Source organism: Pseudomonas bubulae (genome assembly GCF_900618535.1).
Classification (GTDB): Bacteria; Pseudomonadota; Gammaproteobacteria; order Pseudomonadales; family Pseudomonadaceae; genus Aquipseudomonas; species Aquipseudomonas bubulae.
In genome coordinates this window covers 1229457-1254366 of record NZ_UYJA01000001.1, presented here as the reverse complement: position 1 = coordinate 1254366, position 24910 = coordinate 1229457, and the positions used below count along the sequence as shown (strand labels likewise).

Genomic DNA, 24910 nt, shown 5'->3' with positions numbered 1-24910 from the left:
GAGGGATAGGTGCGTGGCGGCGATTGTGATAACATTCGGCGGTTTCCAGGGTGACCCGCAAGGGTTGCCCTTACTGCGCAAATCCGTGACATAACTTGTTGATTTGTCGTAAGTCGTTGCGTGGCACGTGGCCAGCGGCGGCGAGCTTCGTTCGTCCCGAATGGATGTGGCGAAGTTTCACCCGAAAAAGGAATCAGGCTTCTCATGGGCGAACTGGCCAAAGAAATCCTCCCGGTCAATATCGAAGACGAGCTGAAACAGTCCTACCTCGACTACGCAATGAGCGTAATTGTCGGGCGGGCACTGCCTGATGCGCGCGATGGCTTGAAGCCCGTGCACAGGCGTGTGCTGTTTGCGATGAGCGAACTGAACAACGACTGGAACAAGCCGTACAAGAAATCTGCCCGTGTGGTCGGTGACGTAATCGGTAAGTATCACCCGCATGGTGATACTGCTGTTTACGACACCATCGTTCGAATGGCTCAGCCATTCTCCCTGCGCTACCTGCTGGTAGACGGTCAGGGCAACTTCGGTTCGGTCGACGGCGACAACGCTGCGGCCATGCGATACACCGAAGTGCGCATGACCAAGCTGGCCCACGAATTGCTGGCCGACTTGCACAAAGAGACCGTGGACTGGGTGCCGAACTACGACGGCACGGAAATGATCCCGGCCGTCATGCCGACACGAATTCCCAACTTGCTGGTCAACGGCTCAAGCGGTATCGCCGTGGGTATGGCCACCAATATTCCGCCGCATAACCTGGGTGAAGTCATCGACGGCTGCCTGGCGCTGATCGACAACCCGGAACTGAGCATCGATGAACTGATGCAGTTCATCCCGGGCCCGGACTTCCCGACTGCCGCCATCATCAACGGCCGTGCCGGTATCATCGAAGCCTATCGCACGGGCCGTGGCCGCATTTACATGCGCGCCCGCTCGATGATCGAAGACATCGACAAGGTCGGTGGTCGTCAACAGATCGTCATCACCGAGCTGCCGTACCAGCTGAACAAGGCTCGCCTGATCGAAAAGATCGCCGAGCTGGTTAAAGAGAAGAAGCTCGAAGGCATCACCGAGCTGCGTGACGAGTCCGACAAAGACGGCATGCGCGTTGTGATCGAGCTGCGCCGTGGTGAGGTGCCGGAGGTTATTCTCAATAACCTTTATGCCCAGACCCAGCTGCAAAGTGTTTTCGGTATCAACATCGTTGCCCTAATCGATGGCCGCCCGCGCATCCTGAACCTCAAGGACCTGCTCGAAGCTTTCGTACGTCACCGTCGTGAAGTGGTTACCCGTCGTACTGTTTTCGAGCTGCGCAAAGCCCGCGAGCGAGGCCATATCCTTGAAGGCCAGGCCGTAGCCCTGTCCAACATCGATCCGGTCATTGCACTGATCAAGGCCTCGCCAACCCCGTCCGAAGCCAAGGAAGCGCTGATCAGCACCCCTTGGGAGTCGACAGCGGTAGTGGCCATGGTTGAGCGCGCCGGTGCCGATTCGTGCCGTCCGGAAAACCTCGATCCGCAATACGGTCTGCGTGATGGCAAATACTTCCTGTCGCCGGAGCAGGCCCAGGCCATTCTTGAGTTGCGCCTGCACCGCTTGACCGGTCTGGAGCACGAAAAGCTGCTGGCCGAGTACCAGGAAATTCTCAACCAGATCGGTGAGCTGATCCGCATCCTCAATAGCGCCGTGCGCCTGATGGAAGTGATCCGCGAAGAGCTGGAAGTCATTCGCGCCGAATACGGCGATGTGCGTCGTACCGAAATCCTGGATCACCGTCTTGATCTGACCCTGGGTGACATGATCCCGGAAGAAGAGCGCGTCGTGACCATTTCCCACGGTGGCTATGCCAAGACCCAGCCATTGGCTGCGTACCAGGCCCAGCGTCGTGGCGGTAAAGGCAAGTCGGCTACTGGCGTCAAGGATGAGGACTACATCGCTCACCTGCTGGTTGCCAACAGTCACACCACGCTGCTGCTGTTCTCCAGCAAGGGCAAGGTGTACTGGCTGAAGACCTATGAAATTCCTGAGGCGTCCCGCGCTGCCCGTGGTCGTCCGCTGGTGAACCTGCTGCCGCTGGATGAGGGTGAATACATCACCACCATGCTGCCGGTCGAAGAGTACACCGAGGGTCACTTCATCTTTATGGCGACCGCCAACGGCACCGTGAAGAAGACCCCTCTGGAAGCCTTCAGCCGTCAGCGCAGCGTAGGCTTGATCGCGCTGGAACTGGACGAAGGCGACGTGCTGATCAGCGCCGCGATCACCGATGGCGAGCGTGAAGTCATGCTGTTCTCCGACGGTGGCAAGGTGACTCGCTTCAAAGAGTCCGATGTCCGTGCCATGGGTCGTACTGCCCGCGGTGTACGCGGCATGCGTCTGCCAGAAGGGCAGAAGCTGATTTCCATGCTGATCCCTGAGGAGGGTAGCCAGATCCTTACCGCTTCGGCGCGTGGCTATGGCAAGCGTACGGCGATCAGCGAGTTCCCAGAGTACAAGCGTGGCGGCCAGGGTGTTATCGCCATGGTCAGCAACGAGCGTAATGGCCGTCTGGTCGGTGCGGTTCAGGTGCAGGACGGTGAAGAAATCATGTTGATTTCGGATCAGGGCACTCTGGTACGTACGCGCGTCGACGAAGTGTCGAGCCTGGGTCGTAATACCCAGGGCGTCACCTTGATCAAGCTGGCCAGTGACGAAACGCTGGTAGGGCTTGAGCGGGTTCAGGAGCCTTCTGAAGTTGAAGGCGAAGAGCTCGAAGATGAAGGCGGTGCAGAGTTCGACGGTGAGGCCATCCAGGATGGCGCAGACGACGAGCAGCCGCTAGAGGCTGGCGCTGACGAAGAGCCGCAGGAATAAGCGGACACACAGGGGGCGGATGAGAATTCGCCCCCTTGTTGTATGTCCAGTATGAAAGTTTGCGACACTGTGGGAGCGAGCCTGCTCGCGATGGCATCAGCGCGGTATGTCAGATAGACATTACTGCCCGTATCGCTAGCAAGCCCGCTTCTACAAGCAACAATGTGTCGAGAGTTGATTTATTGCGTGACCACCAAATCAGAGTGAGAGTGGAAGTGAGCAAACGAGCCTATAACTTCTGCGCAGGTCCTGCTGCGCTACCTGAAGCTGTTCTGTTGCGTGCCCAGTCCGAGTTGCTCGACTGGCATGGCAAGGGCCTCTCGGTCATGGAAATGAGCCATCGCAGCGATGAGTTCGTGTCCATTGCGACCAAGGCTGAGCAGGATCTGCGTGACCTGCTGTCTATTCCCTCGAACTACAAAGTCCTGTTTCTGCAAGGCGGTGCCAGCCAACAGTTTGCCCAGATCCCGCTGAATCTTTTGCCTGAAAATGGCAAGGCGGATTACATCGATACCGGTATCTGGTCGCAGAAGGCCATTGAAGAGGCGTCGCGTTTCGGTCACGTCAACGTGGCAGCAACCGCCAAACCTTACGATTACTTCGCGATTCCTGGTCAGAATGAGTGGAATCTGTCGAAAGACGCGGCCTACGTTCATTACGCGCCAAACGAAACCATCGGCGGTCTGGAATTCAACTGGATCCCTGAGACTGGCGATGTGCCATTGGTCGCTGACATGTCTTCGGATATTCTGTCGCGCCCGGTTGATGTGTCCCGTTTTGGCATGATCTACGCGGGTGCCCAGAAAAACATCGGCCCAAGTGGCATCGTGGTCAATATCATTCGCGAAGATCTGCTGGGTCGTGCGCGTTCGATCTGCCCGACCATGCTCGATTACAAGGTCGCGGCTGACAACGGCTCGATGTACAACACGCCGCCGACCCTGGCCTGGTACCTGTCAGGTCTGGTATTCGAATGGCTCAAGGAGCAGGGCGGTGTCGAGGCAATCGGCAAGCTCAATGAAGTGAAAAAACGTACCTTGTACGACTTTATCGACGCCAGTGGCCTGTACAGCAACCCGATCAACCTTTCTGATCGCTCGTGGATGAACGTCCCGTTCCGTCTGGCGGACGATCGCCTCGACAAGCCATTCCTGGCAGGCGCTGAAGCACGCGGGCTGCTGAACCTCAAGGGGCACCGCTCCGTTGGTGGCATGCGCGCATCGATCTATAACGCTGTGGATATCAACGCGGTTAACGCGCTGGTGGCTTACATGGCAGAGTTCGAAAAGGAACACGGCTAATGTCCGAGCAAGAACTCAAGGCGCTGCGCCTGCGTATCGACAGTCTGGACGAAAAAGTCCTGGAGCTTATCAGCGAGCGGGCGCGTTGTGCCCAGGAAGTGGCGCGGGTCAAGATGGCTTCCCTGGCTGAGGGTGAAGTGCCGGTATTTTACCGGCCTGAGCGTGAGGCTCAGGTGCTCAAGCGCGTTATGGAGCGCAATAAAGGCCCGTTGGGCAACGAAGAGATGGCGCGGTTGTTCCGCGAAATCATGTCCTCGTGCCTGGCGCTGGAGCAGCCGCTGAAAGTGGCTTATCTCGGCCCGGAAGGCACCTTTACCCAGGCTGCGGCCATGAAGCACTTTGGCCATGCCGTGATCAGCAAGCCGATGGCGGCCATCGACGAAGTGTTTCGTGAAGTCGCTGCCGGTGCGGTGAATTTTGGCGTGGTGCCAGTGGAAAACTCCACAGAAGGCGCAGTCAACCACACTCTCGACAGCTTCCTTGAGCATGACATGGTGATCTGCGGTGAAGTAGAGCTGCGCATCCACCATCACCTGCTGGTCGGCGAAAACACCAAAACGGACAGTATCAGCCGCATTTACTCCCACGCCCAGTCGCTGGCTCAGTGCCGCAAATGGCTGGATGCACACTACCCGAATGTCGAGCGTATTGCGGTGTCGAGCAATGCCGAAGCGGCCAAACGGGTCAAGGGTGAGTGGAACTCCGCTGCCATTGCCGGTGATATGGCTGCTGGCCTGTACGGCTTGACCCGACTGGCCGAAAAAATTGAAGACCGCCCGGACAACTCCACGCGGTTCTTGATGATTGGCAGTCAGGAAGTGCCACCCACTGGCGATGACAAGACGTCGATCATTGTGTCCATGAGCAACCGTCCTGGGGCCCTGCATGAGCTGCTGGTGCCGTTCCATGAGAACGGGATCGATCTGACGCGCATTGAGACGCGTCCTTCGCGTAGCGGTAAATGGACCTATGTGTTTTTCATCGACTTTGCTGGTCATCACCGCGACCCCTTGGTCAAAAGTGTCCTGGAGCAGATCAGTCAAGAAGCCGTAGCGCTTAAAGTATTGGGTTCCTACCCGAAAGCGGTTCTCTGAGGCGATAAAACATGAGCGGTGATTTCCTCGCCCTGGCACAGCCGGGCGTACAACAACTTTCGCCTTATGTCCCGGGTAAACCTGTGGATGAGCTGGCGCGTGAACTGGATCTGGATCCGGCCATGATCGTCAAGCTGGCCAGCAACGAAAACCCTTTGGGTGCGAGCCCCAAGGCGCTGGAAGCCATTCGTGCCGAGCTGGCCGAATTGACGCGCTACCCGGATGGCAATGGCTTTGCCCTGAAAAGCCTGTTGGCTGAGCAGTGTGGCGTACAGCTTGACCAGGTAACACTGGGCAACGGTTCTAACGATATTCTGGAGCTGGTGGCGCGTGCCTACCTGGCGCCGGGGCTAAATGCCGTGTTCAGTGAGCATGCATTTGCCGTGTATCCGATTGTGACCCAGGCGGTAGGTGCCCAGGCCCGCGTTGTGCCGGCCAAGGACTGGGGGCATGACCTGCCTGCCATGCTGGCTGCCATCGACAGTGATACCCGGGTGGTCTTTATTGCCAACCCGAACAACCCGACCGGTACCTGGTTTGGCGTCGATGCGCTGAACGAGTTTTTGCAGGACGTGCCCGAACACGTGCTTGTGGTGCTGGACGAAGCTTATATCGAGTACGCAGAGGGCGGTGATCTGCCCGATGGTCTGGAGTTTTTGTCGGGGTATCCCAACCTGCTGGTTTCCCGCACGTTCTCCAAGGCCTATGGCCTGGCCGCGTTGCGGGTGGGTTATGGGTTGTCAACGGCGGTGGTGGCCGATGTGCTGAACCGCGTTCGCCAGCCATTCAACGTCAACAGTCTGGCGCTGGCTGCGGCTTGCGCGGCGCTGAAAGACAGCGATTACCTGGAGCAAAGCCGCCGCCTGAACGAGGCCGGCATGCAGCAGTTACAGGACGGTTTTCGTGAGTTGGGCCTGGGCTGGATCCCGTCGCGCGGCAATTTTATCGCGCTGGATCTCGGTCAGGTAGCGGCTCCCGTCTATCAGGGGCTGTTGCGTGAAGGTGTCATAGTGCGTCCGGTGGCCAACTACGGAATGCCTGACCATCTGCGTATCACTATTGGTTTGCCGGCGGAAAACACTCGCCTGCTTGAAGCGCTGTCCAAGGTTCTTGCTCGTGGTTGATGTAATGTCTGTGCAATCTGTAAGGCCTGTAATAGGGCGGCTGGTCGTTGTCGGGTTGGGTCTGATTGGCGGGTCTTTCGCCAAGGGCATGCGTGAGAGCGGTCTGTGCGACGAAGTGGTCGGTGTTGATCTCGATCCCGAATCCTGTGTTCTGGCCGTTGAGCTGGGAGTGGTCGATCGCTGTGAAGCAAATCTGGCCGCTGCTTGCGTGGGCGCAGATGTGATTCAGTTGGCCGTGCCGATTCTGGCCATGGAAAAAATGCTCGGCCTTCTGGCGGGCATGGATCTGGGTAACGCGGTGCTTACCGATGTGGGCAGTGCCAAAGGCAATGTTGTGCGGGCAGCGGCACAAGCCTTTGGTGGCATGCCTGCGCGCTTTGTACCTGGCCATCCGATTGCCGGGTCTGAACAGAGTGGTGTAGAAGCTTCGAATGCCAGTCTGTTTGAGAGGCACAAGGTGATTTTGACGCCTGTGGCTCAGACCGATGCCGATGCGCTGGCTCTGGTTGATGCGATGTGGCGCGCCCTGGGGGCAGACGTCGAGCATATGCAGGTCGAGCGACATGACGAGGTACTGGCTGCAACCAGCCATTTACCTCATTTGCTGGCTTTCGGGCTGGTGGACTCTCTTGCCAAGCGCAACGAGAATCTGGACATCTTCCGTTACGCAGCGGGTGGCTTCCGTGATTTCACAAGAATCGCCGGCAGCGACCCGGTAATGTGGCATGACATTTTTCTCGCTAATCGCGAGGCAGTGCTGCGCACATTGGATACATTTCGCAGTGATCTCGACGCTTTGCGCGACGCGGTCGATGCAGGGGATGGGCATCAATTGCTGGGCGTTTTCACTCGCGCCCGGGTTGCCCGCGAGCATTTCAGTAAAATCCTGGCCCGCCGGGCATATGTGGACGCTATGAATTCCAACGATCTGATTTTTTTGGCAAATCCTGGTGGTCAAGTAACTGGCCGAATTCGCGTACCAGGCGACAAATCCATTTCCCACCGCTCGATCATGCTCGGCTCGCTGGCTGAAGGTACGACCGAAGTGGAAGGTTTCCTTGAGGGTGAAGACGCCCTGGCGACGCTGCAGGCGTTCCGTGACATGGGCGTGGTGATTGAGGGCCCGCATCATGGTCGCGTGACCATTCATGGCGTTGGCCTGCACGGTCTGAAAGCGCCACCTGGCCCGATCTACCTGGGCAACTCGGGTACTTCGATGCGCCTGTTGTCCGGCCTGCTGGCAGCTCAGAGCTTCGACACCACCCTGACCGGCGATGCGTCCCTGACCAAGCGCCCGATGAACCGTGTGGCCAATCCATTGCGTGAAATGGGTGCCGTGATTGAGACCGCTGCCGAAGGTCGCCCGCCGATGACCATTCGTGGTGGTCATGCGCTCAAGGGCATGGATTACACCTTGCCGATGGCCAGTGCCCAGGTTAAATCCTGCCTGTTGCTGGCGGGCCTGTATGCAGAAGGCAAGACCTCGGTAACCGAGCCTGCACCGACTCGTGACCATACCGAGCGCATGCTGCAAGGGTTCGGATACCCGGTAACTGTTAATGGTCCTACTGCTTCGGTTGAGTCGGGCCACAAGCTGACGGCGACCCATATCGAAGTGCCGGGGGATATTTCCTCGTCGGCGTTCTTCCTGGTCGCCGCTTCGATCGCAGAAGGCTCGGATCTGCTGCTTGAGCATGTGGGCATCAACCCGACCCGTACTGGCGTTATCGACATCTTGCGTCTGATGGGGGCGGATATCACCCTGGAAAATCAACGTGAAGTGGGCGGTGAGCCGGTGGCGGACCTGCGCGTGCGGGCTGCTAAACTCAAGGGTATCGAGATTCCTGAAGAGCTGGTGCCGCTGGCGATTGACGAGTTCCCGGTACTCTTTGTGGCCGCGGCCGTGGCTGAGGGTCGTACGATCCTTCGGGGTGCTGAAGAGCTGCGGGTCAAGGAGTCCGACCGGATCCAGGTAATGGCAGATGGCTTGCTGACCCTGGGTGTGAAGTGCGAGCCGACACCGGATGGCATCATCATTGATGGTGGCACTATTGGCGGTGGTGAGGTTCATGGTCATGGCGATCACCGTATCGCAATGGCCTTCAGTGTGGCTTCGTTGCGCGCAACCGCACCCATCCGTATCCATGATTGCGCCAACGTGGCGACTTCTTTCCCCAACTTCCTTGCTCTGTGCAAGCAAGTGGGCATGCGTGTTGCTCAAGAGGCAAACTCGTGATGGTTTCGGCACCGGTTATCACCATCGACGGCCCAAGCGGTTCAGGTAAAGGCACGGTTGCTGGCATCCTGGCCAAGCGCCTGGGGTGGAATTTGCTCGACTCCGGTGCTCTGTACCGCCTGCTGGCGTTTGCCGCAGGTAACCATGGTGTGGCCCTGGATAACGAGGCGTTGCTGGAAAAACTGGCTGCGCATCTTGATGTGCAGTTCATCGGCGCGACGGACGGTAAGCCGGCGCGGATCATTCTGGAAGGTGATGACGTGACTCACGCCATCCGCAGTGAGACCGTAGCGGCCGGAGCCTCGAAAGTCGCGGCTTTGCCGGCTGTTCGCGATGCGTTGCTGCAGCGTCAGCGTGCTTTCCTTGAGTTCCCGGGGCTGGTTGCAGATGGTCGGGACATGGGTACCGTGGTCTTTCCTGACGCGCCATTGAAGGTTTTTCTGACCGCTAGCGCTGAGGAACGGGCCCGCCGCCGTTACTTGCAGTTGAAGGCCAAGGGCGATGATGTTAGTCTCTCGGGTCTGCTAGATGAGATTCGTGCCCGCGACGAGCGTGACACACAGCGTGCAATAGCCCCGCTCAAGCCGGCGGCTGATGCCATACAGCTGGACTCCACGGAGTTGTCCATCGAGCAGGTGCTGGAACGCATCATGAGCGAAATCGCACTTCGCGATATCGCTGGATGACCAAGAAAGCGTGCAGGAGACCAGAAATAGTCCTGCATGCCTTCTTTTATATGAACGTAACCCACATTGTCTGGAATGTGGCTGATGGGCGTATTCCTTCGCCCTTGAACAACAGGAATTAAAATGAGCGAAAGCTTTGCAGAACTCTTTGAAGAAAGCCTAAAAACCCTGAATCTTCAGGCTGGCTCGATCATCACCGCTATCATCGTTGATATCGATTACCAAGCTGGTTGGGTTACCGTTCACGCTGGTTTGAAGTCGGAAGGCCTCATCCCGCTGGAGCAGTTCCACAACGACGCTGGCGAACTGAACATCAACATCGGTGATGAAGTTCACGTTGCGCTGGACGCGGTCGAAGACGGCTTTGGCGAAACCAAACTGTCCCGTGAAAAAGCCAAGCGCGCTGAATGCTGGATCGTTCTGGAAGCAGCCTTCGCAGCAGAAGAAGTGGTCAAGGGCGTTATCAACGGTAAGGTTAAAGGCGGCTTCACTGTCGACGTTAACGGCATCCGTGCGTTCCTGCCAGGTTCTCTGGTTGACGTTCGTCCAGTGCGCGATACTACGCACCTGGAAGGCAAAGAGCTGGAATTCAAGGTCATCAAGCTGGACCAGAAGCGCAACAACGTAGTTGTTTCGCGTCGCAGCGTGCTTGAAGCAGAGAACTCCGCCGAGCGTGAAGCTCTGCTGGAATCGCTGCAAGAAGGTCAGCAAGTTAAAGGTATCGTCAAAAACCTCACCGATTACGGCGCATTCGTCGATCTGGGTGGCGTTGATGGCCTGCTGCACATCACTGACATGGCTTGGAAGCGTATCAAGCATCCTTCCGAAATCGTCAACGTTGGCGACGAGATCGATGTCAAGGTTCTGAAATATGATCGCGAACGCAATCGTGTTTCCCTGGGCCTGAAGCAACTGGGCGAAGATCCATGGGTTGCTATCAAAGCCCGTTACCCAGAAAGCACTCGCGTTACCGCTCGTGTAACCAACCTGACTGACTACGGCTGCTTCGCAGAGCTGGAAGAAGGCGTTGAAGGTCTGGTACACGTTTCGGAAATGGACTGGACCAACAAAAACATCCACCCTTCGAAAGTCGTACAAGTCGGCGACGAAGTGGAAGTTATGGTTCTGGACATCGACGAAGAGCGTCGTCGTATCTCCCTGGGCATCAAGCAGTGCAAATCTAACCCATGGGAAGATTTCTCTGGCCAGTTCAACAAGGGCGATAAAATCTCCGGCACCATCAAGTCGATCACCGATTTCGGTATCTTCATTGGTCTGGACGGCGGCATCGACGGCCTGGTTCACCTGTCCGACATCTCCTGGAACGAAGTTGGCGAAGAAGCCGTACGTCGTTTCAAGAAGGGCGACGAGCTGGACACCGTTATCCTGTCTGTTGATCCAGAGCGCGAGCGCATCTCCCTGGGTATCAAGCAGCTGGAAAGCGATCCGTTCTCCGAGTACGTACAAGAGAACGACAAAGGCGCAATCGTTAAGGGCATCGTGAAAGAAGTTGACGCTAAAGGCGCCATCATCACTCTGGCCAACGATATCGAAGCGACTCTGAAAGCCTCCGAAATCAGCCGTGACCGCGTTGAAGACGCGCGCAACGTTCTGAAAGAAGGCGAAGAAGTAGAAGCCAAGATCATCAGCGTTGATCGCAAGAGCCGCGTAATCCAACTCTCCATCAAGTCGAAAGATGATGCTGAAGAGAAAGAAGCAATCCAGAGCCTGCGCGACAAGCCAGCTACCTCTGACATTGCTGCTGGTCCGACCACTTTGGGCGACCTGCTGCGTGCACAAATGGAAAAACAGAACTAAGTTCTGATTGACCATAGAAAAAGGGCGACTTAGGTCGCCCTTTTTTGTGCCTGCGATTTGTGATGGTGCTTAGCAGGATCTTTTGTAGGTCGGTTTGCTGCACGTCAGGGAGCTAGCTGTGGGGCAGGGTGAGTGCTGTCGCTGTGCGGCCTGTGAGCGACCATGGGCTGTTTGGGCCTGATGGCTATGATGGTGGGTGGTGGAGTCGATTTTTTACAGTGCTTATGCGGGTTGTAAAGATAAGTCAATCCCTGGGCTGTTCAAATTCATTCGATCATGCTAAAACCTTGGGAGCGCTGATCTAGCTGCTTGAAAAAGAAGGGAAAAATATGACGAAGTCGGAGTTGATCGAACGAATTGTCACCCATCAAGGGCTACTCTCATCCAAGGATGTGGAGTTGGCCATCAAGACCATGCTTGAACAAATGTCTCAATGCCTCGCGACCGGGGATCGTATTGAAATCCGTGGTTTTGGCAGCTTCTCCCTGCATTACCGCGCCCCTCGTGTAGGCCGCAACCCCAAGACAGGCCAGTCGGTCAGCCTGGATGGAAAATTTGTGCCTCATTTCAAACCGGGCAAAGAGCTGCGAGACCGGGTGAACGAGGATGAGGAAGACGACATTTAACCTTCAGGGAACAGGAGTTGCCGATGCGTACCTTTAAGCGTGCTGCGTCAGTGGTATTTGGGCTGATTGTCATTTTTGGGGTGCTTATTTTTATCCTGGAAAATCAACAGCCTGTAGCATTGGTGTTTTTGGGCTGGCGCACACCCGAATTACCTGGGTCGTTGTTGATCATCTGCGCACTGCTGCTAGGTATGGCTATCGGCCCTGTTCTGGGTTGGCTAGCCTACAGTCGCAAAGCCCGCAAGCTGAAGCTCGAGCTGATGGTGCAAGCCAAGCCAGCAATTTAGGCGCGTCTGGATCCCATTTGCACCATGGATGGCGCATTAGGCAGGGAAAGGAATGTTTGGATAGTTGGTATTTAAAGAATGGTTTAAGCCTCAAACATTCCGTTGAGCCGGAAATAACATCATTGTGCCACTCTTATATTGAAATGTTCTGGAATGCTGGCAAAATGCGGGCTGCTCTCGATTGCCAGTGATTTTTATGCTTTATCAGGTGCGCATTGATGCTCAAGCCTGATGATTAAAACAATAAAAGCCAGTTAAGCGTATGTAAGAATTCCTGCATAACGAGCCCGCAGTTTATTTTAGAAGGCAGGCCCCGGTTGTGAATAGCAAATCCCGTATCCCCGCTGGAAATCCGTCGTTTGAAGTGGACCTGTTCACTTTATTTCAGGCGGTCTGGAACAAAAAATCCATCATCATTGCAACGAGCGCGCTTTGTGGCATTGCAGCATTGGGTTATGCCTATTTCGTGACGCCTGAGTACCAGGTGAGCAGCATCTTGCGGCCTGCCGCGATCAACGAACTGGATGCCCTCAATCGTTCGGGTGTTTACACCTTGCCGCCTAAAGAAGCTTTGTTAAAAGTCGGTTCATCACTTGAGTCCTATGAGACGCGCCTGAGCTTTTTCAAAGCTAATCAGGCTCTGTTCAGCCAATTCAAGCGTCCGGGCCGGACCTTGGAGCAGAGTTTTGAAGATTTCAATCGTGACTCGCTGAAGCTGATTCTGCCTGATCCAACAAAAGCTGATTCGCTTAATGTTTCCATAGGCTTGGAGCTGAACTACCCCAAGGGTGTGGACGGTGTGCAAATTCTTAACGGATTTGTGGATCACGCCATTACAGCTGAGCGTGATCAAATTTCCGCCGATCTGAAGGTTATCGTCAATAATCGTTTAACCGAGCTCAAGGGTAAGATCGACGCTGCTCGCTCCAACTATGAGACCGAAAAGCAGGCGCGGATTGCTACCTTGCTCGAGACGGATAATCTCAAGCGCGCGCAATTGCAGGACGAACTCAAGGCTTTGCGTCAACAGCTCAAGACTGGACGCATGGATCGTATGGCCCAGTTGAGTGAGGCCATTGGCATTGCCAAGGCGCTGGGTATACAAAAGCCTACAACCCCCTCCGCTTTGGGCGATTCTGCGCGACCGGCTGATTCCAGTCTTATGCGCACCGAAATAAACAATCAACAGATCCCCTTGTACTTTCTTGGTGTAGAGGCGCTAGAGGCAGAGCGTGCTGCTTTGAAGAATCGTAGTAACGACGATTTTACCGAAAACCGTATCGCCCAGATCGCTCGTGAACTGTTGTTGTTGCAAAGCAACCGTGAAGTCGAAGTTCTTAAGCTGCGTCAAAATGAAGACCTCTTTTTAAGTGGTGTCGAGCCACTGCGTGCAGAAATTGTCCGTTTGGGTGGGGTTAGCAATCTCGATTTTACTAATTTGAAGCTGGTATCCATTGACCGCAAGGCTCTGGAACCCGTGGCTCCAATCAAGCCAAAAAAAGCCTTGATTACCTTGTTGGGGTTGGTGCTGGGCGCTCTGTTTGGCATCTTGATCGTTATCGCCAAGTACTTTGTAGCTCAGCGTCGTGACGGGCTTCACCAGCCTCTCTCGGTGCAAAGCCGAAGAGATCCGACTGAAACGACGGGTGCTGGTAACCTTTTACAAAAGGATCTGCGCTGATAGGGGGCTGGGCTGACACATTACTAGCCACTAGTTGATGGATTAATTGCTTCTTCATGGAGCTGTACTGAGAGCAACCTGTACCTTATCAGCTCATGTTTCAACATGGCGCCGGCAACGGCGTCATGGGTTCGCACCATCAGTTGCAGATGGGCACCCTGAGTAATCTGTTAATCGACGGCGGTCTGTTTCAGGGCAGTGAGCGCACTGTCAGCGGTGTCATCGGTGCATTGCATCCGCGAAAACTTTGTACTTGCCGGTATCAAAGTGCTGATGCTTACCCATGTCCAAGCTGATCATGTCGGATGCATTCCATAATTTTTTGGCGGCAGGTCTCAAGGATCCGATTGTGTGCAGTGATGCTCCCTCGCCGAAATTATTGGCGTTGGTGCTTTAAGGCTAATTGCGCCTGGAATTGAGCAGAGAGTCGGCACACATTGATCCTTGTCTGAGACGGCTGAAGCAGCACATCACCGAGATGCCTGCTCATCAGTGGTTCTGCATAAGTCAAGAATGAAACTCTGCAGACGCAGACCAGATACAAAAGTACGGCCACCCAAGCGGTTATGTTGAATTGGAGGGCAAGCGCTGTATCATTCGCGCAGGCATCAGCACGTTGGGTGGCAATTTTCCCATGCCGATCAGCATGGTTTGCTCGGCTTTGTTTCAGGTATGAAGCATTGGGCCGAGAAATATGCTTGGGGTATGGCGAAATAGTGGCGGAACGGGTGGTGGCAGTGAAATTGTCAAACCTGTATCAAACTCAAAACAGATTCGTTGAGGCATTCATCCCGGCGAGCTGAAGGCCACCCTGTTATTGGCACATGCACTGTACGATGGTAAAACACGGAAGAACTTACTAAATGAATTATCCATGCCCATGATCAGCACCGCAGCAGCTCAGGAATCGACAGTGGCCACAACCGGCGAGTGGTATCTGGTGCAATGCAAGCCCAGACAGGACGAGCGTGCAGAAGAAAACCTTATACGCCAGGGTTATGGGTGTTCACGGCCCACATGCAGGCGTGAGCGAACCCTGCGTGGCCAGATGCACTACGCTGAGGAATCGCTGTTTCCTGGCTACTTGTTTATACATATGCCTGAAGGTGCCAACTGGGCTCCTCTACGTTCCACCCGTGGCGTAGCTCGCGTGGTGGCCTTTGGTGGTCGGCCGCTGGCAGTCGGTCACGAGCTGATTATGCAGCTGCAGAGTCGCGCGAGTACTCATATTATCGCCAAATTTAACCCTGGCGATAAAGTCACCATCCTTGATCAAGGTTTCGCAGGTATTGAGTCCATTTTCATGACAATGGACGGCGAAGAGCGGGTCATCCTGCTTATTAACTTGATGAATCGTCAGCAACAGATCAGCTTGCCTTTGGCGAGTATCGCCAATCGTTGAATAAACGCAGACTGAAGCCGGGGCTATCAATAGTCTTACAACCGTTCTCAGGAAATCGACGAAGAATCCTGGGGCGGTAGCGTACTTTTTTAAAACTCAAATTTATCTCATCACCGGCCAGCGCTGCGAGTGGTGCATTCGAATAATTAAGGAAGTGCTTGAAACATGATCTCGATCAAGCGTAAAGGCATCATTCTTGCTGGTGGCTCAGGTACGCGCCTGCATCCGCTCACGCTGGGAGTCTCTAAACAGATGCTGCCGATCTACGACAAGCCGATGATCTTTTACCCGCTGTCTGTTTTGATGCTGGCGGGGATACAGGAAATTCTGATTATTTCTACTCCGGAAGATCTGCCAAATTTTGAAAAATTGCTAGGTAATGGCAGTCATTATGGTGTTGAGCTCAGTTATGCCGAACAACCTAGTCCCGACGGACTGGCACAAGCCTTTATTATTGGTGAGGCCTTTATTGGTCAAGATCCGGTCTGCCTGATTCTGGGTGACAATATTTTCTATGGACAGCACTTCTCGGACAACTTGCGCTCAGCAATGTCAAAGACGGTAGGTGCTACAGTTTTTGGTTATCACGTCAGTGACCCCGAGCGTTTTGGCGTCGTGGAGTTTGACAGCTCTGGCCAGGCGCTTAGCATCGAGGAAAAACCGCCTAAACCCAAATCGAACTATGCTGTGACCGGGCTGTATTTCTACGACAACCAAATTGTTGAGATAGCGAAGAAGATCAAACCTTCGGCAAGGGGCGAGCTTGAGATTACCGATGTCAACCAGGCATATCTAGAACAGAAAGAACTGAGCGTTGAAATATTGGGGCGCGGGTTTGCCTGGCTTGACACTGGGACCCATGAATCACTGCTGGAGGCGAGTCATTTTGTCCATACCATTGAGAAGCGCCAGGGATTGAAGGTTGCTTGCCTGGAAGAGATTGCATTCAACAATGGCTGGATAACCTCTCAGGTGTTGGCTGAGCAGGCCGAAAGATTTAAAAAAACCGGTTACGGGCAATACCTGGGCAAGCTGTTATCTGAGGGGAACGGTGCATGAAATTTATGCCATCAACACTGCCTGGCGTGGTGATCATCGAGCCGGACGTTTACGAAGATGAACGCGGCTGGTTCATGGAAAGTTTCAATCTTCAAAAATTCGAGGAAGGATTGCGTCACTTGGGGCTGCCCGTTCCTGATCCTTTCGTTCAGGATAATCAATCCTGTTCCAAAAAGGGTGTTCTGCGAGGGTTGCATTATCAACTAGAGCCTTTCGCGCAAGGCAAACTGGTCTGTGTGAACCATGGCGCAGCTTTCGATGTCGCTGTGGATATTCGTCAGGGGTCTCCGTCGTATGGCGAATGGTTTGGACTGGAATTGAATACAGAGAATAAAAAAATGCTGTGGATTCCTGCTGGATTTGCCCATGGCTTCCTTGCGCTGGAAGAAAACACGATATTTAGTTATAAAACGACCAATTTCTATAATAAGGAATCTGAGCGCAGCATTCGCTGGAATGACGAAGCGTTGAATATTCATTGGCCCGACGTTGGAGGGTATCTTATCAACGATAAAGATCAGGCTGCTGCATTGTTCGTGATGTGATGTGCATTAGCTAAAACGCTGGAACAGATGCAGAGTTTTAGGAGGTTATTGCAAGTGGCTAAACGCTTACTGTGTGACTCTGAGGCTAAAGTTTGTTAAATCACGTGTAAGTAGGCAGGTGTAAGTGGAAAACGTGAAAAAAAATGCAGCGTCTTACGGTATCGTGTTGAGTGCTTGCCTATTGGTCGTATTGGGTGATGTTAGAAGTTTGATCAGTCCCGCAGGATATTGGGCTTTATGGGGCTTGATCGTAGTGGTCGGGTTAATCTCAGCCCCTGAACGATTGTCTTTCAAGGTAAGTCCCGAGTTGGCTGTATATATTCTCGGGTTTTTCGTGTTGTTTAGCGCCTTTGTACTGTCAGCATTGGCCAATGCTGAAATTCAAACCTTTTACCAAGGGTTGAAGATGATGTGTATTGGTGTTGTCTTTGTTTGTGTTTATGCGCACTCTCAGTTTTTGGAACAAGGTGACTATCATTCGATCGCCTCGCGATCGATATTGACAGGTTTCCTGGTTTTTTGCATGGCGAAATATTACCTGACAGGTTTATATATTGAGTTGGGCGATGGTCGGCAAGGAAGTTTATTTGCCTATCCGGGCGTGTTGTGGAAAACGTGTGCATTCTTCGCAGGTTTTGTAATTGTGGGTACGCTCTTTGATGGCAGAAGTAAAGTAACTAGCCTACTGGTCATGATCGCCGGCGCGTACATACTTGTTATGGATTCCAGTCGTACAGGATTTATTGTATTTTTGCTTGTGATACTCTTGATACTGCTGCTCAGCATGCATGTCAGACCAAAGCTGACATTACTCCTGTTTTTTATTTCAATCATTTCATTCACTGCCGTGTTGATGCTGTACAGCACCGGCTACGATATTCTTAATTTCAATCAGAATCCTCTAGTCGTGGACAGATTGGCAGCAGGGGATCCTGTAAGGGCTCGAATGCTAGCTGATGGTCTGAGGTCTTTTGAAACGTGCATGCCATTTGGTTGCGGTTTCGGCAGTACGACGTCTGAAGTGGATGGTAGTCCGATGGTTGTGCACAACGCTTTTATTTCATCCGGTGGCGATCTGGGTATTTTGGGTTTTATCGGCCTTCTGATTCTCATATTCTCACCCTTGCTGATATTTGCAATACGATTGTGTCGCTACGCAATGCATGAACACAAAGCAAAATATATTTTTATTTATGCCATTGCTGCATTAGGCGGTTCGTTAGGTTTTGCCCTATTGTTGATGCTCCATCCTTTCAGTACAGAACTATCTGAGTGGGGAATATGGATCTTGATGACATCCGCCCTATCGGTATTGTCGCGTCAGTTCATCATGAGCGAACATGTCCAGGTCACAGGGGGTGATGACGAAAATGAGGTTGCAATTTAAAAATGTCAGCTTGTTGTTGGTAGCTCAGCTGGTTAGCTATTTAATACCCATTCTAGAAATTCCGATTCTGGCCAAAGCACTGGGTGTCGATCAATATGGTCAGGTGCTGATCATTCAAACAACTGCTTTGTTGTGCTCCCTCATCGTCGAGTATGGTTTTTCCTTGAGTGGGGCGAGGCAGGTGGCAGTGTGCGGGCCAGAGAATAAGTCGCTGCTTTCTGCGATTTATAATGGTGTCAACTCAGCCAAGTTATTACTCTCGAGCGGCATGATTGTGGTGTCCATGGGCGTGCTGTCAATTCTGGATTTTGATCTCGATTTGCAATTAATCCTGTGGGGGTATCTTTATTTTCTGGCATTTAGCTTCAGTAATATTTGGCTATTTCAGGGGCTGGAGAAGCTTACGTTTGTTGTGACCTTCGAATTGGTGTTGAGATTTGCCGGTTTGTTAGTTTTATACCTGCTGCTGAATGTCTCTGCCAATGCCAGTTTTGCTTTAATGATCATGTCCTCTTTTTCTCTGTTTAATACTTTGGTTGGACTCTATCTTGCGTACAAAATAGTGGGTGGTTTCAATATTGATTTCAAAAGTGGGGTCGAGCAAATAAAGTCGGGCTTTCATGGTTTTATCTACAAAAGCTCCAATAATATTATGTTGAGTGCAGGGCCCGCGCTTGTCGGGGTTATGTGTGGGCAGGCATCGGTTGCAAAGTTTGTGCCTGCTGAAAAAATTATAAAAGCTTCTGTTGGTCTGGTAGGGCCAGTGTTGATCGGGTTGTATCCCTACTTAAGCAGGCGGCTTTTGAAAACAACCAGTATCAACTTGAAGCTGTCGAGTCTTATCGTAGCATTCCTGTTTGCTGCCGGCGTTGCTGGGGCTACAATAATTTATGCGTTGGGCGATTTTTTAATTAATCTGATGTTAGGTCCTGGCTTTGATGAAGCTAAATCTATCCTGCAAGTATTTGTCATGATCATACCCTTTCGCATGATGAATCAGGCCATAGGTCTGACGATATTCATGCCTTTAGGGAAAGATAAAATCCTCAGTATGTGTTTGATGTTTTTTTCGTTGCTTTCCTTGTGTTTGGCAGCTCTGTTTTCTCTCTGGTATGACTTGGCTGGTATCGTGTATGGCCTGGTTTTGGCTGAGGTATTATTCTCCATCTCGCTGATTTTGTTAGCGTACAAAATAAAATAGATGAGCGGTATTTATGATTACTGTACTGACAGCAACTTATAACCGTGCTTACACCTTGGGCCGCTTGTATGAAAGCCTGGAGAAGCAGACTAATAAGTCCTTCGAGTGGGTCGTAGTTGATGATGGAAGCCAAGACGAAACGCTTTCATTGCTGGAGGAGTTTCAGCAGAATTCCAGTTTCTCTATCAAGATTTTGCAGCAAGAAAACGCCGGAAAACATATAGCGATTAACGCCGGGGTTCCAGCCGGAACAGGGGATTGGGTGTTGTTGGTCGATAGTGACGATGCGCTTACATCGAATGCTATTGAAGTCATTAACGAAGACTTGCAGAACCTGGACACCCATGGTATTGCCGGGCTTTGTTATAGGAGGGCCGATCTGGCCGGTAATATTATCGGGGCCGTATTCTCAGACGACGATACTGTCGCTTCGAAGATGACACCTACTGAAGCAGCCAATCACTTTCTAGGGGATCTGGCTTATGTATTCAAGAAAAGTGCATTGCTTAAACATCCTTTTCCTCGTTTTAAAGACGAGATATTTGTCCCTGAATTGTTGATCTGGAACAGAATATCCGACGAAGGTGAGATCCTGTACTTTTACAGCAAATATATCTATTTGTGCGAATATTTACCGGATGGGTATTCAGCTAATTTTTTCAATAATCTGAAACGAAATCCCCAGGGTTTTGGTTTGTTTTATAAAGAACAGGTGTTGCGCGAGGCAGGTGCTGTCAGGAAGTTAAAGTGCATAGTGCGATATTTTCAGTGTGTCGTGTTTCGTGTGTGCAACAGGCGAAAAATTTAGTATGAAAATTTTATATATCATCACAGGTCTTGGTGTGGGTGGTGCGGAAAGACAGGTTCTGGACCTTGCCGATCGTTTTCACGAGATCGGGCATGAGGTGAAAATCTGCTATCTAACCGGGCCTGCTCTGTTGCGACCCAAAAGTCCATGTGTTGAGCTTTTGGGGTTGAATCTAGAGAAAACAGTACCTGGATTTCTCAAAGGCTTTATTAAGTTGAGGAGTATTATCAAGGATTTTGATCCTGATGTCGTTCATGCGCACATGGTGCATGCGAACCTCTTCTCTCGAATGATCAGGCCGATTTGTACCATCAAAAGACTGATCAATACAGCACACAATACCAATGAAGGCGGTAAGGCAAGAATGCTCGCTTATCGGCTCACGCATTCTTTAGCTGATGTGACAACCAATGTAACGGTTGAAGCTGTGCATATATTCGAACAAAAAAAAGCCTGTCCGCCAGGTACCATGCTGGCCATTCCGAATGGTATTGATACCCAACGCTTCAAGCCTGACCCGGTTACGCGGGCAGCCATCAGGAGTTCGGAAGGTCTTGTTGATCAGGACGAATTGCTTGTAGCGGTGGGTCGACTGGTTGATGCCAAAGACTATAAAAATCTAATACATGCATTTAAAGTACTGTCCGATAACAAACAAACGGTGAAGCTATGGATTGTAGGTGATGGTCCGCTGAGACAGGAGCTGAAAGATCTCGTAGCTACCTTGAAACTTACCCCGCTGGTGAGATTTTTAGGCGTCAGATCAGACGTCAATGATATATATAATGCAGCGGATTTATACGTGCTTTCCTCGGCCTGGGAGGGCTTTGGTTTGGTGGTAGCTGAAGCCATGGCGTCCGAGAAAGTCGTGGTAGCAACCGATTGCGGCGGCGTTAAAGAAGTCGTGGGTGGTTGCGGATACTTAGTTCCAGCCAAGGATCCTAAGGGGCTTGCTCAGGCCATGAGCATTGCTCTGGCTAAGACGGCCAGTGAAAAAAATAACATGTCGCGCGCCGCAAGATTGCGGATCGTTGAAAACTACTCTATTGATGAGATCGTCAGCATCTGGACTCGTCTTTATACAGCTTGAGCTTTGTCTGTTTTGATCCGTTTAAAGGTTGAGTCATGAAAGAAGCAACTTTATTAATTGTCACAACCGTTCCGGAAACACTGATGACCATATTGGCTCATCAGCCAAAGTTTCTGAACCATTCGTTCAAGGTACATCTGGCTTGTTCTGCTGATGGACCGGTAGATAGAATTGCTGTTCGGGAAGCCGTCCCCGTTCATCCTGTAGCAATGAAGCGGGGCATCAGTCCATTCGCTGACGTTATTTCAATTCTCTCGATGTGCAGGTTGCTTCGTAAATTAAAACCTTCGGTGGTTCAATCGTATACACCCAAGGCGGGCCTGGTGACGATGATTGCGGCTTTTTTGTGCCGGGTTCCTGTCAGGATTCATACGTTTACCGGACTTATATTCCCCACCCAGACCGGTTTCAAGAAAACACTTCTTATCAACGTAGATCGATTGATTTGTGTCTGTGCCACCACAGTCGTCCCTGAAGGATTGGGTGTGAAAAAAGATTTGCTGGCTTATCGCGTGACTAAAAAGCAGATGTCTGTCATTGGGCATGGGAATATTGCGGGTGTGGATCTTGATTTTTTTCGACCTGATAACCAGTTCGTTATAACTAACTCTAAAGCGCTTAAAGAAAGCCTGGGAATAATGGACGATGAGTTCGTTTTTTGCTTTATCGGACGCTTGAACAGAGACAAGGGTCTGAAGGAGTTGGGGCAGGCTTTTTTGAGACTTCCTGATCACACCCATTTGATTGTGGTCGGAGGCTTGGACTCTGAAGCGCCGATAGATGCAGAAACATTCGCATTGTTGAAGCAGCATCCAAGGATTCATACGTTGGGGTTTCAGGAAGATATACGTGATGCCCTGGCAGCGTCCGACGCCCTTGTCTTGTCAAGCTATCGGGAGGGCTTTCCCAATGTCGTGTTGCAGGCATGTGCCATGGGCATACCTGCTGTTGTAACAGATATCAGTGGTTGTAACGAAATTATTGAGTCAGGTATGAATGGTTGGTTGGCCCAGCCCCGTGATGTCACGTCCTTGACGAGTGCAATGATGCAGGCGGTTGAAACACCCCATGACCGTATGACTGAAATGGGAACTTCCGCCCGCGCTAGAATTGTTGAGCGTTTTGATCGTACTGCTCATTGGGAACGGATGCAGAATTTTTACTTGCAGGAGCTTGACATTGATTAAGCGTCTATTCGATATAACAGCATCTTTTTTTGGTCTGCTTGTTCTTTCACCAGTCATCGCTTGTTTAGGTTTAGCTGTGCGACTTAAATTGGGAAGTCCAATATTGTTCAGGCAGATAAGGCCCGGTTTGCACGGCGTGCCTTTTGAAATGCTGAAATTTAGAACCATGAAAGATGCGGTTGATGCACATGGTAATCCTTTGCCTGATTCGGAACGCATGACCTCTTTCGGAGCTTTTTTACGCTCAAGCAGCTTGGATGAGTTGCCTGGACTTTGGAGTGTCTTGAAGGGCGATATGAGTCTGGTTGGCCCCAGGCCGTTGTTAATGGAGTATTTGCCACTGTATAGCGTTGAACAGGCGCGCCGACATGATGTAAAACCCGGGATTACAGGTTGGGCACAAGTTAATGGCCGTAATGCAATCAGCTGGGAGCAGAAATTCCAATACGATATTTGGTATGTCGAAAACCAATCATTTTGGCTCGACCTCAAAATTATCGCGCTTACTCTTAAGAAAGTGCTTGTCCGCGAGGGTATCTCCGCTGCCGGCGAGGTCACGATATCAAAGTTTACAGGGACTGCACCAGCTGAAAAAAAACTCGCCATTGTGGGGGCAGGTGGGCATGCCAAAGTTGTAGCAGATACCGCTGAATGCTGTGACTGGGACATTGTTGAAGTATTTGATGATAACTGGCCATCTATCCAGTTTGTGGGCCATTGGCCTGTGGTGGGTGATACACATGCATTATTGGAGCGCCTTCAGGAGTTCGACGGTGTCATAGTTGCGATTGGCAATAATGATATTCGCTGCATGAAAATGAAAGAGCTCGATAATGCCGGAGCAATGCTAATCACACTTATTCACCCGGCAGCGACAATCAGTCGACACGCCACTATGGGTAAAGGCGTCGTGGCATTTGCAGGGGTAGTGGTAAATCCAGGCGCAAACGTAGGTGATGGAAGCATTCTTAATACCGGGTGCAGTATTGACCACGATTGTATTTTGCAAGAATGTGTCCACATCAGCCCAGGCGCAAGGTTGGCGGGTACAGTCCATGTTGGTCAATTGAGCTGGATTGGAATAGGTGCATCCGTTAAGCAGTCGGTCAGCATTGGATCCCGGGTCAAGGTTGGGGCAGGTGCGGCCGTGGTCAATGATGTTGTCGACAATATGACTGTTGTGGGTGTTCCAGCGAAAGCTTTACAGCATTAATGGTTTATAGTGGTAACTCATTTGCATGAGTTTTGTACAGTCGGACGTGCACGGACCAAATTTCTATCATTCAAATCATGGGTACTGAATCGTGCTGAATACACCATTTTCTCCTTGGCCCTCCTTCACGGAAGAAGAAGCCGACGCTGTCCGTGCGGTAATTTTGTCGAACAAGGTCAACTATTGGACTGGGCAAGAAACCCGCTCTTTTGAAAAAGAATTTGCCGCCTGGTCAGGCACGGAATATGCCGTGGCCCTAGCCAATGGTACGGTAGCACTGGATGTGGCGTTGAAGGCACTTGATATCGGTCCGGGTGATGAAGTTGTTGTTACTTCTCGTACCTTCCTGGCTTCGGTTTCAAGCATTGTTAATGCTGGGGCTGTGCCGGTATTTGCAGATGTCGACCTTGACTCGCAGAACTTCACTGCTGAAACCATTAGTGCAGTGTTGACGCCCCGTACCAAAGCCCTCATTTGTGTTCATCTGGCTGGATGGCCATGTGACATGGATCCGATCATGGATTTGGCGGCTGAGCATGACCTGAAGGTGATCGAAGATTGCGCCCAAGCTCATGGAGCTCATTACAAAGGCCGTCCTGTCGGCTCCATCGGTCATATCGCCGCCTGGTCGTTCTGCCAGGACAAGATCATGACCACGGGCGGCGAAGGCGGCATGGTCACCACCAATGATCGTCAGCTGTGGGCCGACATGTGGGCTTACAAGGATCATGGCAAGAGCTGGGAAGCGGTTTACGAGCGTGAGCATGCACCAGGTTTCCGCTGGCTGCACGAAAGCTTCGGCACGAACTGGCGGATGCTTGAGGTTCAGGCTGTTATCGGACGCATCCAGTTGCGCCGGATGCAAGAGTGGCATGCCGCTCGGCTGAAAAATGCTTCACGTATTTGGGCCCAGGCCCGGCAGTTGCCTGCACTTCGTGTACCCGTGTTGCCGGTCGCTGATGTGCACGCGGCCTACAAGTGCTATGTATTTGTACGCCCGCAAGCCCTTAAGGCTAGTTGGTCCCGTGATCGCATTCTCAACGAGATGGTCGCGCGCGGTGTACCTGCTTTTTCCGGTTCATGTTCTGAGGTGTATCTAGAAAAGGCATTTGAAGGTACTGGCTGGCGTCCTTCGTTACGATTAGCGCATGCGAAAGAGTTGGGCGAGACGAGCATGATGTTTCTGGTTCATCCCACACTGACACAGCAAGAAATAGAATTGACCTGCAAGGTATTGAGTGATGTCGTGCAGGAAGCTTCACTGGTCTGACGCTCAACTTAGGGATATATAGAGTGGTGTATAGAG

The 24910-nt window shown here is 52.1% G+C and carries 20 protein-coding genes and 1 pseudogene; all 21 read left to right on the top strand.

What is annotated here, in order from left to right:
* Nucleotides 1–204: 204 nt before the first annotated feature.
* Nucleotides 205–2859: a DNA gyrase subunit A gene (gyrA, locus tag PPTH39_RS05545; RefSeq protein ID WP_095002806.1), complete on the top strand. Its 2655-nt coding sequence runs from the start codon at nucleotides 205–207 to the stop codon at nucleotides 2857–2859.
* Nucleotides 2860–3074: 215 nt separating this feature from the next.
* Nucleotides 3075–4160, top strand: coding sequence for a 3-phosphoserine/phosphohydroxythreonine transaminase (gene serC / locus PPTH39_RS05540; RefSeq protein ID WP_095002826.1), 1086 nt, complete (start codon nucleotides 3075–3077; stop codon nucleotides 4158–4160).
* Entirely contained in the window at nucleotides 4160–5254 is a 1095-nt protein-coding gene (gene pheA, locus PPTH39_RS05535; protein WP_016780245.1) for a prephenate dehydratase, read from the top strand. Before serC ends, pheA begins: the two co-directional genes overlap by 1 nt.
* A gap of 11 nt (nucleotides 5255–5265) precedes the next feature.
* Nucleotides 5266–6378 (top strand): histidinol-phosphate transaminase, encoded by a 1113-nt coding sequence (hisC, locus tag PPTH39_RS05530; protein ID WP_130871739.1) that lies wholly within the window; start codon nucleotides 5266–5268, stop codon nucleotides 6376–6378.
* 4 nt (nucleotides 6379–6382) lie between these two features.
* Nucleotides 6383–8614 (top strand): bifunctional prephenate dehydrogenase/3-phosphoshikimate 1-carboxyvinyltransferase, encoded by a 2232-nt coding sequence (locus PPTH39_RS05525; protein ID WP_095002825.1) that lies wholly within the window; start codon nucleotides 6383–6385, stop codon nucleotides 8612–8614.
* Nucleotides 8614–9300 (top strand): (d)CMP kinase, encoded by a 687-nt coding sequence (gene cmk, locus PPTH39_RS05520; protein ID WP_083369851.1) that lies wholly within the window; start codon nucleotides 8614–8616, stop codon nucleotides 9298–9300. The genes PPTH39_RS05525 and cmk overlap by 1 nt, the downstream gene beginning before the upstream one ends.
* 123 nt (nucleotides 9301–9423) lie before the next feature.
* Nucleotides 9424–11118 carry a 30S ribosomal protein S1 gene (rpsA, locus tag PPTH39_RS05515; RefSeq protein ID WP_016780248.1) on the top strand — a complete coding sequence of 565 codons (1695 nt, stop codon included), beginning with the start codon at nucleotides 9424–9426 and terminating at the stop codon, nucleotides 11116–11118.
* A 329-nt stretch (nucleotides 11119–11447) separates the two neighbouring features.
* On the top strand, nucleotides 11448–11744 hold the full coding sequence (gene ihfB / locus PPTH39_RS05510) for an integration host factor subunit beta (RefSeq protein WP_003447108.1): 297 nt from the start codon (nucleotides 11448–11450) through the stop codon (nucleotides 11742–11744).
* A 23-nt stretch (nucleotides 11745–11767) separates the two neighbouring features.
* A complete protein-coding gene (locus PPTH39_RS05505; RefSeq protein ID WP_095019026.1) occupies nucleotides 11768–12031 on the top strand; it encodes a lipopolysaccharide assembly protein LapA domain-containing protein in 264 nt (87 codons plus the stop codon).
* 319 nt (nucleotides 12032–12350) lie between these two features.
* Entirely contained in the window at nucleotides 12351–13712 is a 1362-nt protein-coding gene (locus PPTH39_RS05500) for a Wzz/FepE/Etk N-terminal domain-containing protein (protein WP_178084398.1), read from the top strand.
* 874 nt (nucleotides 13713–14586) lie between these two features.
* Nucleotides 14587–15114: a transcription/translation regulatory transformer protein RfaH gene (gene rfaH, locus PPTH39_RS05495; protein ID WP_095019025.1), complete on the top strand. Its 528-nt coding sequence runs from the start codon at nucleotides 14587–14589 to the stop codon at nucleotides 15112–15114.
* Between the two features lie 165 nt (nucleotides 15115–15279).
* Nucleotides 15280–16173: a glucose-1-phosphate thymidylyltransferase RfbA gene (gene rfbA, locus PPTH39_RS05490; RefSeq protein WP_130871738.1), complete on the top strand. Its 894-nt coding sequence runs from the start codon at nucleotides 15280–15282 to the stop codon at nucleotides 16171–16173.
* Nucleotides 16170–16718 (top strand): dTDP-4-dehydrorhamnose 3,5-epimerase, encoded by a 549-nt coding sequence (rfbC, locus tag PPTH39_RS05485; protein WP_095024108.1) that lies wholly within the window; start codon nucleotides 16170–16172, stop codon nucleotides 16716–16718. The genes rfbA and rfbC overlap by 4 nt, the downstream gene beginning before the upstream one ends.
* Before the next feature lie 124 nt (nucleotides 16719–16842).
* Nucleotides 16843–18105, top strand: a complete 1263-nt coding sequence (locus PPTH39_RS05480) for a hypothetical protein (RefSeq protein WP_095024107.1) — start codon at nucleotides 16843–16845, stop codon at nucleotides 18103–18105.
* The gene (locus tag PPTH39_RS05475) at nucleotides 18089–19306 is read left to right on the top strand and encodes an oligosaccharide flippase family protein (RefSeq protein ID WP_165446488.1); all 1218 of its coding nucleotides are present in this window, start codon (nucleotides 18089–18091) and stop codon (nucleotides 19304–19306) included. The genes PPTH39_RS05480 and PPTH39_RS05475 overlap by 17 nt, the downstream gene beginning before the upstream one ends.
* 13 nt (nucleotides 19307–19319) lie before the next feature.
* Entirely contained in the window at nucleotides 19320–20114 is a 795-nt protein-coding gene (locus tag PPTH39_RS05470) for a glycosyltransferase family A protein (RefSeq protein WP_130871736.1), read from the top strand.
* Nucleotide 20115: 1 nt separating this feature from the next.
* Nucleotides 20116–21204 (top strand): glycosyltransferase, encoded by a 1089-nt coding sequence (locus PPTH39_RS05465; RefSeq protein WP_130871735.1) that lies wholly within the window; start codon nucleotides 20116–20118, stop codon nucleotides 21202–21204.
* Nucleotides 21205–21239: 35 nt separating this feature from the next.
* Nucleotides 21240–22391, top strand: a complete 1152-nt coding sequence (locus tag PPTH39_RS05460; RefSeq protein ID WP_095019018.1) for a glycosyltransferase family 4 protein — start codon at nucleotides 21240–21242, stop codon at nucleotides 22389–22391.
* Nucleotides 22384–22971: pseudogene (locus PPTH39_RS23695) on the top strand (sugar transferase); the annotation flags it as partial. The gene PPTH39_RS05460 and the pseudogene PPTH39_RS23695, both read left to right, overlap by 8 nt.
* Nucleotides 22972–22998: 27 nt before the next feature.
* Nucleotides 22999–23604, top strand: coding sequence for an acetyltransferase (locus tag PPTH39_RS23690; RefSeq protein WP_315263309.1), 606 nt, complete (start codon nucleotides 22999–23001; stop codon nucleotides 23602–23604).
* 91 nt (nucleotides 23605–23695) lie between these two features.
* A complete protein-coding gene (locus tag PPTH39_RS05450) occupies nucleotides 23696–24874 on the top strand; it encodes a DegT/DnrJ/EryC1/StrS family aminotransferase (protein WP_095019016.1) in 1179 nt (392 codons plus the stop codon).
* Nucleotides 24875–24910 lie beyond the last annotated feature (36 nt).